Origin of the sequence: Petrimonas sp. (genome assembly GCF_963921705.1) — a bacterium.
GTDB classification, from domain to species: domain Bacteria; phylum Bacteroidota; class Bacteroidia; order Bacteroidales; family Dysgonomonadaceae; genus Petrimonas; species Petrimonas sulfuriphila.
This window is the reverse complement of the sequence record NZ_OY997410.1, coordinates 384351-401405: the sequence shown is the minus strand read 5'-3', so window position 1 is coordinate 401405 and position 17055 is coordinate 384351. Positions and strand designations below refer to the sequence as shown.

Sequence of the window (17055 nt, the reverse complement as noted above, 5' to 3'; positions counted from 1 at the left end):
ATGAAGAAATAAAAAATAACTTTTTTGAATAGAAAATCCTGTCGATAGCACGACGGGATTTTTTTATTTTAATAGATTTAGCTCTCAAAACAGATGAAAAAAGTTGCCATACAAGGCGGATTAGGCGCCTACCACGACATTGCTGCCCGCAATTACTTCGGGGAGGAGATAGAGATTGTACCTTGCCTTACGTTTAAAGAGATTTTTTTAAAAGCTCAAAAAGATGAACATCTAATTGGAATTATGGCGATCGAGAACACGATTGCCGGGGGGCTGTTGCTCAATCACGACCTGCTTAAGCTCAACGACATGAAGATTGCGGGGGAGCATAAATTGCGTATCTCCCATACGTTATCGGCGCTGCCCGGACAACGTTTGCAAGACATAAGGGAAATTGTTTCGCACCCGATGGCACTGATGCAATGTTCCGATTTTATCGAAAGCCTGCCCCAGGTGAAGGTCGTTGAGCACGAGGATACTGCTTTGGCTGCCCGGGAAATAATGGAAGGAAACACCCCGGGGATAGCGGCCATTTGCAGCAAGCTTGCCGCCGAGGTATATCACCTGGAAGTTATAAGGGAAGGAATAGAAACCAACAAACGTAACTTTACCCGGTTTCTGGTATTGGCTCACGAAGAAATGGTCGGTGAAATACGGAAGTCATCCGATATAGACAAGGCTTCGCTTGTTTTCGTTCTGCCACACAGTGAAGGGAGCCTTTCCCGGGTGTTGTCGGTGCTCTCGTTCTACGACATCAACCTTACGCGGATTCAGTCGCTGCCGATTATCGGTCGGGAGTGGGAATATCAGTTTTACATCGACCTGACTTTTTCCAATTTCGAACGGTACCGTCAGTCTATCAAGGCCATACTGCCTTTGGTGGGAAACCTCAAGGTGCTGGGTGAGTATGTCGAAGACAAACACATTGTTGCCGACTGAATAACAACCGAATAACTATTTAACAACTATCGAACAAAATGGATAAAGTACTTAACATAGAACCTGCCGGGCACATAAAACGCATTTCGGAATATTACTTTTCGGTTAAGCTTGCCGAAGTTGCCAAAATGAATGCGGAAGGCAAAAACATCATCAGCCTGGGGGTGGGAGCACCCGATAAAATGCCGTCGCAGGAAACGATTGAAACTTTGTGTGATACGGCATGTCGCCCCGATGTACATGCTTATCAGCCCTACTCCGGGATACCGGAATTGAGAAAGGCTTATGCCGGATGGTATAAGAAGTTTTACAACGTCGACTTGTCGACGGACGAAGTATTGCCGCTTATCGGCTCAAAAGAAGGAATTTTACACGTTTCGATGACATTTCTTAACTTTGGTGACTCGGTATTGGTTCCCAATCCGGGGTACCCAACCTACAGATCGGTTTCGGAACTTCTTCGTGCGAACGTCATCGAGTACGATTTGCTGGAGAAAAATGAGTGGCTGCCCGATTTTGATGCCCTGGAAAAGCTGGACTTGACCCGGGTAAAGCTAATGTGGGTAAATTATCCCAATATGCCTACCGGTAAAAATGCATCCTTGGCGTTGTTTGAAAAATTGGTGGCCTTTGGTAAAAAACACGGTATTGTCATTTGTCATGATAATCCATACAGTTTTATCCTGAATGATCGTCCGATGAGTATCTTGTCGGTGCAGGGTGCAAAAGACATTTGCATTGAGCTTAACTCGTTGAGCAAATCACACAATATGTCGGGTTGGCGTATGGGGCTGCTGGCATCCAATCCAGAGTTCGTAAGATGGGTATTAAAAGCCAAGAGCAATATCGACAGCGGCCAGTTTAAACCCATGCAGCTGGCAACCGTCGCCGCTTTGCTGAACACCCGGGAGTGGCACGACGAGATGAACCGTATTTATGCCGAACGCCGTTTGTGGGCGGAGAAAATTATGGATCTGCTGAACTGCAAGTACGATAAAAGCCAGGTTGGCCTTTTTGTTTGGGGAAAATTGCCGGAATCTGTGGTGTCGAGCAAAGACTTTATCGATGATATCCTGTACAACGCCCGCGTTTTTATTACCCCCGGTGTAATCTTCGGAAGCAATGGCGAAGGGTATATCCGGATTTCTCTCGGCGCATCCGTTGAAAAAATGGAGGAAGCCTACAATCGAATTTTAACTTACAACACATGACAAAGAAAAATATGGAATTTGAATCAATTTTATTACCCGGGGTCGAGGACAAGCGCCCGATCATTATTTCCGGCCCATGTAGCGCGGAAACGGAAGAGCAGGTCATGGAGACGGCAAAAAAACTTGCTGAAAAAGGGGTGAAGATCTTCAGGGCGGGTGTGTGGAAGCCACGCACAAAGCCCGGTGGATTTGAAGGGGTCGGCACCCCGGCATTAAAATGGCTCCAGCAGGTACGCAAAGAGACCGGTATGTATGTGGCGACCGAGGTGGCCACGGAAAAACATGTGTATGAATCTCTGAAATACAACATGGATATGTTGTGGATCGGAGCCCGCACCACAGCAAATCCTTTTGCCGTACAGGAAATAGCAGATACATTAAGGGGTGTGGACATCCCGGTTCTGATAAAAAATCCGGTGAATCCCGACCTGGAGCTATGGATCGGTGCCATTGAACGTTTATACAACGCAGGCATTAAGAAGATCGGGGTCATTCACCGCGGGTTCAGTACCAACGACAAGACCGTTTATCGCAACATTCCTCAATGGCACATCCCCATCGAATTGAAACGCCGTTACCCTGACCTTCCCGTCATTTGTGATCCAAGCCATATTGGTGGAAAACGCTCCATGATTAAAACGATTTCCCAACAGGCCATGGACCTGAATTACTACGGGTTGATCATCGAGTCTCACCGTAACCCCGATGATGCCTGGAGCGACAGTTCCCAGCAAATCTCTCCCGAAACGCTGGCTGAAATTCTGAATGAACTGGTTATTCGCGACAAGGTGCAATCGACGGAGGACTTATCCGACCTGCGCCGGCAAATAGATGACCTGGACAATGAAATCCTGCAACTCTTATCGAAACGTATGCGCGTATCCCGCGAAATAGGGCTCTACAAGCTGGAGCACGATATGCCCGTACTCCAGACCGGACGCTACGATCATATCCGCAAGGACCGCGTGGAGCAAGCCGAGAAAATGGAGATGGCGGGTGAATTTGCCTTGAAAATCCTGGAAGCCATTCACACGGAATCCGTTCGTCAGCAGTTTGAAGTAATGGAAAGAGCAAAAAAATGAAAATACTCATCTTAGGAGCTGGCAAAATGGGATCGTTCTTTGCCGATGTGCTCAGTTTCGATCACGAAGTAGCCGTATTGGATACCGATCCCCAAAAACTACGGTTCATATACAACACACTCCGGATGACAAAGCCGGAGGAGGTGCGGGATTTTGCCCCCGAACTAGTGATCAATGCCGCTACGCTGAAATACACCGTCGAGGCGTTTCACAGTGTGCTGCCTTATTTGCCGCAAACGTGTATCCTGAGTGATATTGCATCGGTAAAAACCGGATTGGAAGAATTTTACCGGGAACGTACCCGCCCGTATGTTTCCACTCACCCGATGTTCGGGCCTACGTTTGCCAGCCTGAGCGACCTCAGCACGCAAAGTGCCATTATCATATCGGAGTCGTCGCACCTGGGAAAGGTTTTTTTTCGCGATCTGTACCGCCGGCTCAAGCTAAACGTGTTTGAATACACTTTCCGGGAGCACGACGAAACCATCGCTTACTCGCTTTCCATCCCGTTTGCATCCACATTGGTGTTTGCATCGGTAATGAAGCATCAGGATGCGCCGGGAACCACGTTCAAAAAGCATATGAACATAGCACAGGGGCTGCTTTCGGAAGATGATTTTCTCCTTACGGAGATCTTGTTCAACCCTTATACTCCCGATCAATTGGTGAAAATCAGGGAGAAGCTGAAAGAACTATTGGCTATTATCGAAGTTAGGGACAGCGAAGCCATGAAGGTATTTTTGACGCAGGTAAGAAAGAATATTGAGTAGGGTGGCTATTTAGACTCCACATAAATCCTCACAATCTTCGCATCTGATCTAGGGCGGCTGTTGCTGTCGACAGGCAGGGCGGCAATCTTGTCAATAACCTCCAGCCCTTCGGTGACTTCGCCAAAAACGGTGTATTCACCGTCCAGATGACGTGCTCCGCCAATCGTGGAATAGGTTTCTTTGAGTTCTTCAGGAAGAAAAAACTTGCCGGGAGCGGCTTCATACAACGAATCCACCACGTGGAGGACCGAATCCAGCATAGCGTTAAAGGCACTGGCATCAGTGGCTTTTAATTTAGCCAGATCGTCTTTATGCGGTAAGTAATGGTCGCGGATAATCTTGTTTTTGATGGGCACGTTTACCGCCATTTCCATGGAATCCAGCCGTCCCGGTGAATATACCTTCCCGTGCACGATATAGAACTGGGAGGCGTCTGATTTTTTCTGCGGGTTTTCGTTATCTCCCCTTCTCGGAGCAGCCAGAGCTCCTTTTTTATGAAAATGATTGTCCCTGAACTCGGGCATAATATCCATATCGGTACGTCCGCCGCCGATCTGTGCTCCGGCAGGAGCATTCTTCGAATCCTGTGCTCCTCCCTGAATCATAAATTCCCTAACTACCCGGTGAAACAACGTTCCGTTAAAGTATCCCTGTTTTACTAATTTCAGGAAATGGTTGCTGTGGTTGGGGGTGTCGTCGTACAAAACGGCTTTCATTGTACCGTAATTGGTTTCGATAATGATAACCGGGTATTCCGTTTGAGCATTGGCGAGCAATGAAAATGCGAACAGAACGGTGGAAAGGATATATTTTTTCATGTCTCAACTGATTTTTTGAATTACAGATCGCAGGCATGCCTGCTGCAACGGATTGTAAATCCTAATTTGGCGCCTTCTTGTAAAGGAAGAACGCGATGCCGATAAAAACAATATTGGGTATCCATGCCGCCACAAAAGGACTCATGCTCCCTTTTACGGCGAAAGATGAACTGATGGTCATGAACAGAATATAAGCCATACTCAAAGCCAGTCCGATTCCAATGTTCAGCCCCATGCCCCCCTTCACCTTCCGTGCTGAGAGGGAAGCTCCGATAATGGTCAAGATAAAAGCAGAAAATATAGAAGCGTAGCGCGAATGGTATTCAATCTGAAACGCTTGAATATTACCTAATCCCCTTCTCTTCTGGCTTCTGACGTGGCGGAGCAATTGCGGGGTAGTCATCATCTGCTGGTCTGTTTTGGCCACGATAAAATCGTTGGGGACGATTTGTATGATGGTATCAGTGGTGGTTCCGTGGGTGATTTTCTCTTCCAGCCCGTCGAAATCCCTTATCTGGTAATTGCTAATTGTCCAGTGATACAACGAATCGTACTTAATGGATTGGGCGGTCAGCCGGGAGACCAGCTTCAGGCTGTCGAAATGATCAATGGAAAAATTATAGCCCGTTTTAGACTCCATATCGAAATTACCGAAATAGACAATCGTCCCTTCGGCTACCTTAAACTGTATATCCCTGTCACCCGTTTTCCGTTTGCGCGGGTCGATGTATTTTTGTTCAAAATCAATACGCGTTTTGTTGGCGGGGGGGATAATAAAGCTGCCCATCACGAAGGAAAAAACAGCAATAATGGCTGCTGAAACCATGTAGGGTTTGAGCAACCGTTTAAAACTGACTCCGTTGGATAAAAGAGCAATTATCTCCGAACTGGAAGCCATTTTGGAGGTGAAAAAGATTACTGCCAGAAAGATAAAAAGCGGACTGAAAAGATTGGCGTAGTACGGAACGAAATTGATGTAATAATTAAAAATTATTTCTTTCAGTGGAGCGCTGTTGCTCATAAACTTATCAATCTTCTCATTGATATCGAACACTACCGAGATCGACAAGATAAGCGTAATCATGAAGATGTATGTCCCCAGGAATTTCCTGATGATATACTTGTCTATACGTAACAGGTTGAGTTTGTTTTTCATACTCAATAGGTATTCAACCACAATCCTACAGACGTTGCATGGTCCTTTCCACCATAGTTCGTTTCCAGGAAGGGAAATCGCCTTCAATAATATGTTTACGGGCTTCCTGCATGATCCAGGTGTAAAACGCAAGGTTATGCACCGATGCAATCTGTAACCCTAAAATTTCATTCGTGTTAATAAGGTGCCGCAGGTACGCTTTGCTGTAGAGGGTGTCTACGTATGAGGCACCTGCCTCTTCGATGGGAGAAAAATCCTTTTTCCACCGTTCGTTCCGCATGTTCAGAATGCCGTTTTTGGTGAAAATCTGTCCGTTTCGGCCGTTTCGCGTAGGCATGATACAATCAAACATGTCTACACCTCGCTCTATACCCTCCAGAAGATTGGCCGGAGTACCTACTCCCATCAGATAGCGTGGTTTGTCCTTAGGCAGGATCTCGTTGACCAGTTCCACCATTTCGTACATTTTTTCCGTGGGCTCGCCCACGGCCAGTCCGCCAATGGCATTTCCATCCGCTTCAAACGAAGCCACATTTTCTGCTGCGCGGCGACGAAGGTCGGGATACACACATCCTTGCACAATGGGAAACAGCGTTTGCTTGTGTCCGTACAGGCCTTCGGTTTCGTTGAACCTGTCCATGCATCTTTTCAGCCAGCGCTCCGTGAGCTCGAGCGACTTTTTCGCATAGTCGTAATCGGCATCGCCGGGTGTGCATTCGTCAAAAGCCATCATGATGTCCGCTCCGATTATACGCTGGATGTCTACCACCTTCTCCGGAGAGAAAAAGTGTTTTGAACCGTCGATATGCGAGCGAAATTCAGCCCCCTCTTCTGTCAACTTCCGGTTTTCAGCCAGTGAAAATACCTGAAAGCCACCGCTATCTGTCAGAATGGGCCTCTCCCAGCTGTTGAACTTATGCAATCCTCCGGCAAGTTGCATAATATCCAATCCCGGCCGCAGGTAAAGGTGGTACGTGTTTCCCAGAATAATTTGCGCTTTGATGTCGTCTTTCAACTCAGTTATTTGCACGGCCTTCACGCTTCCCACGGTACCTACGGGCATAAATACGGGTGTTTTAATCTGTCCGTGGTCAGTTGTAATCAATCCTGCCCGCGCTTGCGAGGAGGAATCGGTATGTTGCAGTTCAAATTTCAAAACGATACAATTCTTTTGGTCCAACCGGGTTTTGTGTGAAAACCGTGCTTACTACTGCCGGACGCTGACAGCGAATAAGTCCTTAATCACAGAATACCCCTGGTCTCTTTTTATTACTGGTCTCTTTTTATTAATTGAACGCAAAGATAAGAATTCTGCTCTCACAATCTTAGCAGTTGTGGATTAAAAATAGTTAGAGAGCATTTTGGATGAGTCTTCATCCGATGGCAAGATCTAAATTTTTCTGCCTTATTCTTGCAAATTCGGGCAAAAATGTTATCTTTGTAACCACCTGGACCGAATCTTTCTTCTGCAGCGCGTTTTTATTTACAACAACAAAACCTGATGGAAATCTATTCTCCATTTAGAAATTAGTACCGGGTTGTCAAAAGATAGACATCCTGGTAATTGCTTCTTCGATTCTCCGTAAATGAGCAAATTCAATCAATCGTAACAATTAATAAAACAACAAAAAGATGAAAATTGCATACATTGGAACATACCCGCCCAGACAATGCGGAATAGGTACATTCACAGAGAACCTGTGTAAATCCATAGCTTTGAATGTGCGGCAGAATACAAAAACTCACGCCAGCGTAATAGCTATTAACGATTCTAGCTCGTTGCAGGAATATGATTATCCGCCTGAAGTTAAGTTTGTTGTCCGTCAGAACTACCGTGAAGACTATATCAATGCAGCGGAACAGATCAACTTAAGCAATTCCCGGGCTTGTATCCTTAATCACGAATTTGGAATCTTTGGAGGGGAGTCGGGGTTGTATATCCTTTCCCTTACTGACCGGTTGAAAATTCCACTTACCGTAGTTTTTCATACTGTCCTGAAAGAACCCTCTTTTCTGCAAAAAAACATCATCCGGAAAATCAATGAAACAGCTGCCAAAATAGTGGTGATGAGCAATAAGGCGGTAGAGTTGCTGATCGGTATTTACGATATACCTCCACACAAAATTGAAGTTATTGAACATGGTGTCCCTGACTATCAGGATGTTTCGCACGATGCGATTAAAAAAGAGTACAATTTGAGCGACAGGAACGTGTTGCTTACGTTTGGTTTTTTAGGACGGAACAAAGGGATAGAGACCGTGATTGACGCGTTGCCCGCAGTAGTGCAAAAACATCCGTCATTGCTTTACATTGTTCTGGGAGCCACCCATCCCAACATCTTGAAGTATTCGGGCGAAGAGTACCGGAATTACTTAAACAAATTGGTGAGGGATCGTAAATTGCAGGATAACGTGATTTTTCTTAAATCCTTCGTTACGGAAGATGTTCTTTTTGAATACCTGAGGGCATGTGATATATACATAACTCCGTACAACAACAAAGAACAGATTACCAGCGGGACACTGGCTTACGCCGTAGGAGCTGGGGCTGCTGTATTGTCTACTCCATACTGGCATGCCGAGGAATTGTTGGCGGATGGGCGCGGACGCTTGTTTGATTTCAAAAAGCCGGAACAGTTGTCGGATATTTTGAACGAGTTGCTTGATCATCCCGAAAAGATGAACGCGTTGAGGGAGAAAGCGTATAATTACGGAATACAATTACGCTGGCCAACGATCGGGAAACGTTATCTCAAACTGCTTAACGCAGTGAAAGATACTCCCTTGGTGGCAAAGAAACCCCGAAAATCCTTCATCGAAGTTGAGCTTTTACCAGAATTTACCTTAGACCACGTGAAAAGGCTGACCGACGATACAGGCATCGTACAACATGCCCGTTATGGTATTCCTAATCTAAAAGAGGGCTATTGCCTGGACGACAACGCCCGTGCACTATTGATGTCGCTGATGGCTTACGGACAAAACAAAGATCCGTTCGCGTTGGATTGTATGCGTATTTATCTCAGCTATATACAATACATGCAGACAGAGCAGGGTACATTCCGTAACTTCCTCAGTTTTAGGCGGGATTTTCTGGATAAAGAGGGTAGCGAAGATTCTTTCGGAAGAACGATCTGGGCGCTCGGATATCTTCTGTACGCTTCTCCAAACATCGCTTACAGGGAGTTTGGCAAAGAATTGTTTGACAATTCGCGAAAGCACTTTTCTAGACTCGAACATTTGCGTGGTATTGCAGATACCGTCATAGGAATTAGCTATTATCTGAGGAGCTTCCCGGGCGATGAATCCCTGCTGCAATTGATGAAAGAATTGGCCACCAAGCTTGCCGATTCTTATTTCGAGAACCGGGACGGGCAATGGCAATGGTTTGAGCCGGCTCTTACCTATGACAATGCCGTGTTACCGTTAAGCCTTTTCCATGCGGCAGAGATTTCTGATGATGATGTTTTTAAGGAGATTGCCGTGAAAACAGCTGCGTTTTTAGAGGAAGCCACGTTGAGTAAAGGATATCTTTCGCCCATAGGGAGTTACGGCTGGTACACGAAAGGTGGGGAACGGGCGAGGTTCGATCAGCAGGCCATCGATGTTATGGCAAATGTACAGTTGTATTTTCAGGCATTTAACGTTACCAGGAACCCGGATTATATTCAAAAAATGTTTCAATCTTTCCTGTGGTTTTTGGGTGAAAACGACTTACGTGTGCCGCTTTATGATTACGAAACGGGAGGATGTTGCGACGGGCTCAAAAAAGATGGCGTGAATAGGAATCAAGGTGCAGAGAGCACATTAGCCTATCTTATTTCTCACCTGACCGTTCTTAAGGCATGGGAGTGCGAATCATGAAAATAGCCGTTCTTGCCCCTATTGCCTGGAGGACACCTCCTCGCAAATATGGACCCTGGGAGCTGGTCGCTTCAACCATTACCGAAGAACTGGTGAGAAGAGGATTCGATGTGACGCTTTTCGCAACCGGTGATTCCATTACCGGAGGGAAATTGTCGTATGCCTGCTCTCAAGGCTACGAGGAAGACAAAAATGTCGATCCGAAAGTAGCTGAATGCCTGCACATCAGCTCCCTGATGGAGCGGGCCGGTGAGTTTGATATCATTCACAATCACTTTGATTTTCTCCCCCTGACCTATTCAAGGTTGATTGAAACTCCAATGATAACCACCGTACACGGTTTTTCATCACCCAAGATTGTTCCCGTATACCAACGGTACAACGACATAAATCACTATGTATCCATCAGCTACTCCAATAGAAATGAACACCTGAGCTATATTGCCAATGTGTATAATGGAATCAATCCCCGAGATTTTACGTTCTGTCCTGCTGTGGGAGATTATCTGCTGTATTTCGGCCGCATTCATCCCGACAAGGGTACGCGAGAAGCGATAGACATTGCTCTAAAAGCAAAAATGAAACTGATCATTGCAGGGTACATCCAGGATAACGATTACTACAAAAGGGAGGTGCATCCTTTTGTTGACGGCCGGCAGATAGCCTATGTGGGAAATGCCGATCCCGTTCAACGGGATAAATTATTGGGCCAAGCCTATGCGTTGCTTCATCCGATTAACTTTGAAGAACCTTTTGGGTTAAGCGTTGCCGAAAGTATGTTCTGCGGTACACCGGTTATCGCTTTTAATAAAGGATCGATGGAGGAACTGATCGAGCACGGGAAAAGTGGTTTTCTGGTCCGCAATGTGGATGAAGCCCTGGCGGTCTTACCCCGGATTGCGGAATTAGACCGCAGCGACTGTCGGCAACATGCCCAGTCAAGATTCTCGATAGAAAGATCCGTCGACGATTATGTGGAAGTGTACAAGAAGGTGCTATCGTTGCAGCGGGGTTGCACCTCTTAATTATTCAAAATCTTATTTAATAATTTACGGACATTAACCGTCATGAACCCCGAGCCGGTATCTGACAATCCGTAGGGAACAATAAGCTCATCATTATGGATGATGGACCCGCAGGAATAAACTACGTTGGGTACATATCCCTCTCTTTCTTCGTCGTTAGGGACAAGAAGGGGGTCCCTGAGCCTTCCGATTTCTTTTGTGGGGTCATCCAAATCGAGCAGAGTCGCTCCTAGGGAATACTGACGCATCGGCCCTACGCCATGCGTAATTACCAGCCAGCCTTCGGAGGTTTCAATCGGGGCGCCGCAGTTCCCGATCTGAATAAACTCCCAGGAGTATTTCGGTTCCTGTATTTTGACAGGTGCCGGCCACACGTTTATGTTGTCTGAGAAGGCGATATAGCTGCTTATTCCGTCGATTCTGGACAACATAGCGTATTTGCCCTTGATTTTTCGGGGGAACAGCGCCAGGTTTTTATTCTGTGTCCCGTCGCCGTGAAGTGGTTTTATTTCAAACGTATAAAAATCTTTGGTCACGATTAGTTTCTGTAAAGCCGCATAGCCATCGTAGGCACTGTACGTGGCATAATAGGTTGTTTCACCGTCATCATCGGTAAACTTCACAAAGCGGGCATCCTCAATACCTTTCCGCTCGGTATAGGACGTGGGAAAAATTACGCGTTCCGATATGTGCGTATCGCGCGAGAAATGTATGGTGTAGTGCGAATCCGCCAACCAAATTATTTGCTTGACGGAACGCTGTACCTCCTCTTCCAGGTTGCTGTTGTTTGCCAGATATTCATATACCGATTTCAATAACTCTCCATAGATAAACTTGTCTGTCAAGGAATCCATTACCGGTTTTATGACGAGTTCATCAACTCCCATCTCATGAAGCTTAGCGTGAAAGCTTTTTTTATCGTAGATGTGTCTTTTTGTTACTTCGGCACTGTCAACATGGTATCCCGCTTTTTCAAACTCCAGTTCTCCCCGGTGATTTATCACCCCTGTTTGGAACACAATACTTGATATGTGTCCTTCGCCGGTTGCGCGAAAACTGACTATAATTCGTTTTGATCCTTCACTCAGGCCGGTTTGATCTGGAGATTCAACAATTGAGGGATTGAAAAAAGCCGCAGAGCTGATAGAATATTCCATGGAAAAATAGGAGCCGATCAGCAATTTCTTCACCATGCTGATCTGCTCGGGTTCAGTGAGTGTGTTAGTGACAATTTCCATCGCTTTGCTATAGTGCTTTATGAATTTGTGTGTCAGGTTACGGTGCCGTTTTGAGAACTCTCTCAACGTGTACATCAATGTTTTGTCCGCATCGCTTTCATCCATTTCCAATACCTTTGTTATCAAAGCGCTTGTCCGCTCCTCACCCAAATCCAGAAAACGGATGATTACTTGTTTGTAATTGGAATAAAACTTATTGGGTAAGCGGTTGATAATAATTTTCATACGATGTAGTATTTAAAAGAATTGGCAGGGGTTATTCTTCGGAATAGGACCCTGAAACAAACTTACATCAATAAAAAGACATATTCAAATATCAACGCATAAAAATTCTCCAACCTTGTTAAGAAAAAGGGAGGATAATTGTCAAATTTCCGTTTTAGATGAAACGGTATGGTGCATCTGAAAATAATATGCTATTTTTGTGGCACACTTTATTATTAATCACAGCAAAGAAAAATGTTACATCATGATGCAAAGAAAACCCGACTGGCTTAAAATTGAGCTCCCTCAAGGGAAGCAATACCTCGATATAAAGGAAGTTATCGCAAGAAATAAACTCCACACCATTTGTGTGAGCGGCAAGTGTCCTAATCTGGCGGAATGCTGGGGAAACGGAACGGCAACATTTATGATTCTGGGAGAAATATGTACCCGTTCCTGTGGCTTCTGTGCTACGAAAACCGGCAAACCCTTACCGGTAGACTGGGATGAACTGGACAGGCTGGCCGACACAATTTCCAAAATGAACCTGAAACATTGTGTAATAACCAGTGTTGACAGAGATGACCTGAGGGATTATGGCGCGGAGTTCTGGGCGGAAACCATCAGGTACGTAAAGAAAAAGAATCCGGGAATTACCCTGGAAACACTGATTCCTGATTTTCTGGGAAAAGCAGAGCTTATTCATAAAGTAATCGATGCCGGCCCGGAGATAATCTCGCACAATATGGAAACTGTACGTAGGCTCACACCGCTGGTGCGTAGTCGCGCTAAATATGACATAAGCCTGAAAACCATTGAAACCGTGGCAAAAAGTAACAAAAGCAAACCAAAATCGGGAATGATGGTTGGTTTGGGAGAGACACCTGAGGAGGTAGTGCAAACTATGGATGACCTGAGGGCTGTTGGATGCAAGGTGCTGACGATCGGGCAATACCTTCAGCCTACACGCAAGCATCTTCCGGTGAGTGAGTTTATATCCCCCGACCAGTTCAAGGAATACAAGAGGATAGGACTGGAAAAAGGATTCGAGTTTGTGGAAAGTGGCCCGTTGGTGCGTTCTTCCTACCGGGCAGAAAGGCACGTATAAACGTTGAACTTTTCTACGTATGGACAACAAAAAAGTAAGCTTTCAAAATCTTGGCCGCATTCGTTACAAAAAGGCCTGGGATTTGCAGGAAGAACTGTTTCAATCGGTGGTGGATGCAAAGGTTCATCACACCCTGCCCAAACCGCAATACCTGCTTTTTTGCGAACACGAGCCGGTGTATACCCTGGGAAAGAGTGGCAACAGGCAGAATCTTCTTATTGCCGAACAGGTGTGTAGAAGCAAAAATATCGATTATTACCCCATCGACCGGGGTGGAGACATTACTTACCACGGTCCGGGACAACTGGTAGCGTACCCCATCATAGATATGGAAGAGTTTCATGTCGGGGTAAAGGCATATGTTCATAAACTGGAGGAGGTGGTCATTCAAACTCTTCGGCCGTACGGAATTGCTGCGGAGAAGGACGAGAAAGCCATGGGGGTCTGGATCGATGCGCAACGTCCTGCCAAAGCCCGTAAGATCTGTGCCATCGGTGTGCGTACCAGCCGGTTTGTAACCATGCACGGCCTGGCGCTCAATGTAAACTCCGATCTGGCATACTTCAACTACATCAATCCCTGCGGGTTTACCGACAGAGGAGTAACGTCCATGCAGAAGGAACTGGGTAGGGAAGTGGATTTTGAGGAAGTTACGTACAGGATGAAAGCAGCATTCTCGGATGTGTTTGGAATGAAGGTGGTTGAGGAACTATGTAGTCCTACGCCGTCTTTTTGATGGCTAGTCACTCTGCGGGATATGCCCGCCTGGTGGCGAGTATCGGGTAAAAAAACGGCATGATGTTCGAAAACATCATGCCGAAAACATATGTAGATCTGTTTAATTATACCATCAGCTCTTTTTCACTACTTTTACGGTAATGGTACCTTTTACTTTGTTCTTGTCCGTAACCGCAATCGTGGTTTGACCTTCCTTCACTCCCGTAACTTTCACATCACTGTTCGTTACCGTGGCAGTGGCGATGGTTTTGTCAGCTTCTACAACTGTAAATGGAGCGGTGCCGCCGCTTACCTTGACGGTTGCATCCTCAGTAACTTTCACTTCAACCGTTGAAGGAGTTAATGTCAGTTTTGGATCGGGCTGATCTTTTTTGTCACAAGCCACAAAAAAGAGCGATACAAGAAGTATGCTCATTATAGAACTTAGTCTTTTCATACTTAAAACATTTAAAATTTGAAATTAATTTAATGATTGTTCAAAAACGGCCAAAATTTTAGGCTGCCAAAATTCGAATTTATTTCGGTCGTTTTAAACATAGATGCGGAAAACTGAAAAACGCTGCATGGAAATGCTGTATTTAACCATGATTAACGTTGAAATGTGATTGTGGAAAAGGGATTTGAAACTATAAAGCCGAGAGTACGCTCCTATTTGGCAAACAGATAACCCGTTTGAAAATGATAAACAAGGGACGAAAAAGAAAGAACCCTCAATTTCAAAGCATAACCTTAAACATTTTTAACTGCGAAATCAACCGTAACGATTTAACATTTCCTATTTTTGTGTTTCGAAAGCCGAAAGGCTCGTTTGGGGTTAACGGATGTTGTGAAAATAGGACCTGACTTGTTCTGCTTTTGGCTGACAGCTACACGATATTTTCAGACATTTCCTTCAGCACCGTAAATTTAAATAGATTACAATATGAATCAAGTAGTTGATATCAAGGAATTAAACGAGAGAATTGAGCGGAAAAGCGCCTTTACCCAAACCCTGTTTACCGGAATGGATAAAGTGATTGTGGGACAGAAACATTTGGTGGAGTCGCTTTTAATCGGATTGTTGTCCGACGGACATATCCTGCTTGAAGGGGTGCCCGGGCTGGCAAAGACATTGGCCATAAAATCCCTGGCCCAACTGATCGAGGCAAAGTACAACCGTGTCCAGTTTACGCCCGACCTGTTGCCGGCCGACGTCGTTGGAACCATGATATACAGTCCCCGCAACGAAGAGTTTCAGGTCAAACACGGTCCGGTTTTTGCGAATTTTGTGTTGGCGGACGAAATAAACCGTGCGCCTGCCAAAGTGCAGAGTGCGTTGCTTGAGGCCATGCAGGAACGTCAGGTCACTATCGGCGAAAAAACCTATAAGCTGCCCAATCCTTTTCTGGTGATGGCCACGCAAAACCCGATTGAGCAAGAAGGGACCTATCCGTTGCCCGAAGCTCAAGTCGACCGTTTCATGCTGAAGGTGGTTATCGGTTATCCAACCAAGGAGGAAGAGAAACGCATCATTCGTCAGAATATTTTTGAGCCGGTAGCCATTGACAAGCCGGTAGTCTCTACCGAAGAGATTCTGGAAGCACGTAAAGTAGTGCGCGATGTTTATATCGATGAAAAGATCGAACGTTACATAATCGATATTGTGTTCGCTACCCGTTTTCCCGACCAGTTCGGCTTAAAGGGCATGAAAGAGATGATCGGATTCGGTGCATCGCCGCGTGCGTCCATCAACCTGGCGCTGGCTGCCCGCACATTTGCCTTCATCAAGCGCCGCGGTTATGTGATCCCCGAAGATATCCGTGCCGTTTGCCACGATGTTCTCCGACACCGCATCGGACTCACTTACGAGGCAGAGGCTAACAACCTGACATCGGAAGAAATTGTCAGCGAAATCTTGAACAAGGTAGAGGTGCCCTAATAATAACGGCCGGGAGGCCTGAAGAATGGGAGAGAGGACGATGTTGACAGGTGGCGCTTGCGTCTCAAAAAATGGGAGTAAATGGAAACCAGCGAATTACTAAAGAAAGTACGGCATATTGAAATAAAAGCACGGGGGTTGTCGCGGAATATTTTCGCGGGGCAATACCACTCAGCCTTTAAAGGACGCGGTATGGCGTTTTCCGAAGTTCGCGAGTACCAGTACGGCGACGATATGCGTGATATTGACTGGAACGTTACTGCCCGGTACAACCGTCCGTACGTGAAAATTTTCGAAGAAGAGCGTGAGCTTACCGTGATGCTGCTTATTGATGTGTCGGAAAGCCTGGGTTTTGGATCGTCGGAGAAGATCAAGCGTGATACGGTGGCCGAAATCGCCGCAACCTTGGCGTTTTCAGCCATCCAGAACAACGATAAGATTGGTGTCATCTTTTTTTCCGACAAGGTGGAAAAATTTATCCCGCCCAAGAAGGGAAGAAAACACATTCTTTTTATTATCCGTGAGATTCTGGGCTTTGAACCCGAAAGTGCCGGAACCGATATCAACCTGGCGTTGCGTTACATGACCAATGCCATAAAGAAACGTTGTACCACATTTTTAATCTCCGATTTTATTGACACGGGCGACTACAAGCCTGCGCTGCGTATTGCCAACCGCAAACACGACATAGTCGCTATCCAGGTATACGATAAACTCAGCACACGGTTGCCGTCAGTGGGGTTAATGAAGGTGAAAGATCCCGAATCCGGGGGCGAAATGTGGATAGATACCTCATCCGGAAACGTAAGGAACCATTATGCGAAATGGTGGCTGGACCGTCAGGCTGAGATGATGCTCACATTCAAGCAGAGCAGCGTGGATAACGTTTCCGTTTCAACGGAAGACGATTATGCGAAAGCGTTATTGCTGTTGTTTCAAAGAAGGAGATAGGGGAAGAAGTTGGAATTTAGAAGAAATCAAGAA

Annotated in this window: 15 protein-coding genes; 10 read left to right on the top strand and 5 right to left on the bottom strand. The window is 45.8% G+C overall.

Annotation, left to right across the window (positions count from 1 at the left end; genetic code table 11):
• The first annotated feature begins 93 nt into the window (after nt 1–93).
• From AACM02_RS01710 to AACM02_RS01695, 4 genes are read left to right on the top strand one after another with little or no spacing between them, the layout of a single operon-like run.
• Complete coding sequence (locus tag AACM02_RS01710; protein WP_214063200.1) at nt 94–939, top strand: prephenate dehydratase; 846 nt, start codon at nt 94–96, stop codon at nt 937–939.
• Between the two features lie 38 nt (nt 940–977).
• Nucleotides 978–2150 (top strand): pyridoxal phosphate-dependent aminotransferase, encoded by a 1173-nt coding sequence (locus tag AACM02_RS01705; RefSeq protein ID WP_339115879.1) that lies wholly within the window; start codon nt 978–980, stop codon nt 2148–2150.
• Nucleotides 2151–2161: 11 nt separating this feature from the next.
• Nucleotides 2162–3232, top strand: coding sequence for a chorismate mutase (locus tag AACM02_RS01700; protein WP_214063198.1), 1071 nt, complete (start codon nt 2162–2164; stop codon nt 3230–3232).
• On the top strand, nt 3229–4002 hold the full coding sequence (locus AACM02_RS01695) for a prephenate dehydrogenase/arogenate dehydrogenase family protein (protein ID WP_214063197.1): 774 nt from the start codon (nt 3229–3231) through the stop codon (nt 4000–4002). The genes AACM02_RS01700 and AACM02_RS01695 overlap by 4 nt, the downstream gene beginning before the upstream one ends.
• Nucleotides 4003–4007: 5 nt before the next feature.
• Here AACM02_RS01695 and AACM02_RS01690 read toward each other — a convergent pair whose 3' ends face one another.
• The 3 genes from AACM02_RS01690 to tgt all read right to left on the bottom strand — a co-directional run bounded on the left by AACM02_RS01690 (nt 4008) and on the right by tgt (nt 7132).
• Nucleotides 4008–4820: a peptidylprolyl isomerase gene (locus AACM02_RS01690; RefSeq protein WP_339115878.1), complete on the bottom strand. Its 813-nt coding sequence runs from the start codon at nt 4818–4820 to the stop codon at nt 4008–4010.
• 61 nt (nt 4821–4881) lie between these two features.
• The gene (locus AACM02_RS01685; RefSeq protein WP_332455814.1) at nt 4882–5976 is read right to left on the bottom strand and encodes an LptF/LptG family permease; all 1095 of its coding nucleotides are present in this window, start codon (nt 5974–5976) and stop codon (nt 4882–4884) included.
• Between the two features lie 25 nt (nt 5977–6001).
• On the bottom strand, nt 6002–7132 hold the full coding sequence (gene tgt / locus AACM02_RS01680; protein WP_339115877.1) for a tRNA guanosine(34) transglycosylase Tgt: 1131 nt from the start codon (nt 7130–7132) through the stop codon (nt 6002–6004).
• 476 nt (nt 7133–7608) lie between these two features.
• On the opposite strand from tgt, the gene AACM02_RS01675 reads away from it, so the two are divergent.
• Nucleotides 7609–9840, top strand: a complete 2232-nt coding sequence (locus AACM02_RS01675) for a glycosyltransferase family 4 protein (protein ID WP_332455816.1) — start codon at nt 7609–7611, stop codon at nt 9838–9840.
• Entirely contained in the window at nt 9837–10865 is a 1029-nt protein-coding gene (locus AACM02_RS01670) for a glycosyltransferase family 4 protein (RefSeq protein WP_339115876.1), read from the top strand. Before AACM02_RS01675 ends, AACM02_RS01670 begins: the two co-directional genes overlap by 4 nt.
• Here the strand turns inward: AACM02_RS01670 and AACM02_RS01665 are convergent.
• On the bottom strand, nt 10862–12328 hold the full coding sequence (locus AACM02_RS01665) for a glycoside hydrolase family 130 protein (RefSeq protein WP_332455818.1): 1467 nt from the start codon (nt 12326–12328) through the stop codon (nt 10862–10864). The two genes, AACM02_RS01670 and AACM02_RS01665, sit on opposite strands and share 4 nt — an antisense overlap.
• A gap of 214 nt (nt 12329–12542) precedes the next feature.
• Here AACM02_RS01665 and lipA point away from each other — a divergent pair, with 214 nt between their 5' ends.
• A complete protein-coding gene (lipA, locus tag AACM02_RS01660; protein ID WP_332455895.1) occupies nt 12543–13415 on the top strand; it encodes a lipoyl synthase in 873 nt (290 codons plus the stop codon).
• Between the two features lie 19 nt (nt 13416–13434).
• Entirely contained in the window at nt 13435–14151 is a 717-nt protein-coding gene (gene lipB / locus AACM02_RS01655; RefSeq protein ID WP_339115875.1) for a lipoyl(octanoyl) transferase LipB, read from the top strand.
• 114 nt (nt 14152–14265) lie between these two features.
• Here lipB and AACM02_RS01650 read toward each other — a convergent pair whose 3' ends face one another.
• Nucleotides 14266–14589 (bottom strand): hypothetical protein, encoded by a 324-nt coding sequence (locus AACM02_RS01650; protein ID WP_332455820.1) that lies wholly within the window; start codon nt 14587–14589, stop codon nt 14266–14268.
• Between the two features lie 486 nt (nt 14590–15075).
• Here AACM02_RS01650 and AACM02_RS01645 point away from each other — a divergent pair, with 486 nt between their 5' ends.
• Nucleotides 15076–16071, top strand: a complete 996-nt coding sequence (locus AACM02_RS01645; protein WP_332455821.1) for a MoxR family ATPase — start codon at nt 15076–15078, stop codon at nt 16069–16071.
• 81 nt (nt 16072–16152) lie between these two features.
• The gene (locus tag AACM02_RS01640; RefSeq protein WP_214063023.1) at nt 16153–17022 is read left to right on the top strand and encodes a DUF58 domain-containing protein; all 870 of its coding nucleotides are present in this window, start codon (nt 16153–16155) and stop codon (nt 17020–17022) included.
• The last annotated feature ends 33 nt before the right edge of the window (nt 17023–17055 follow it).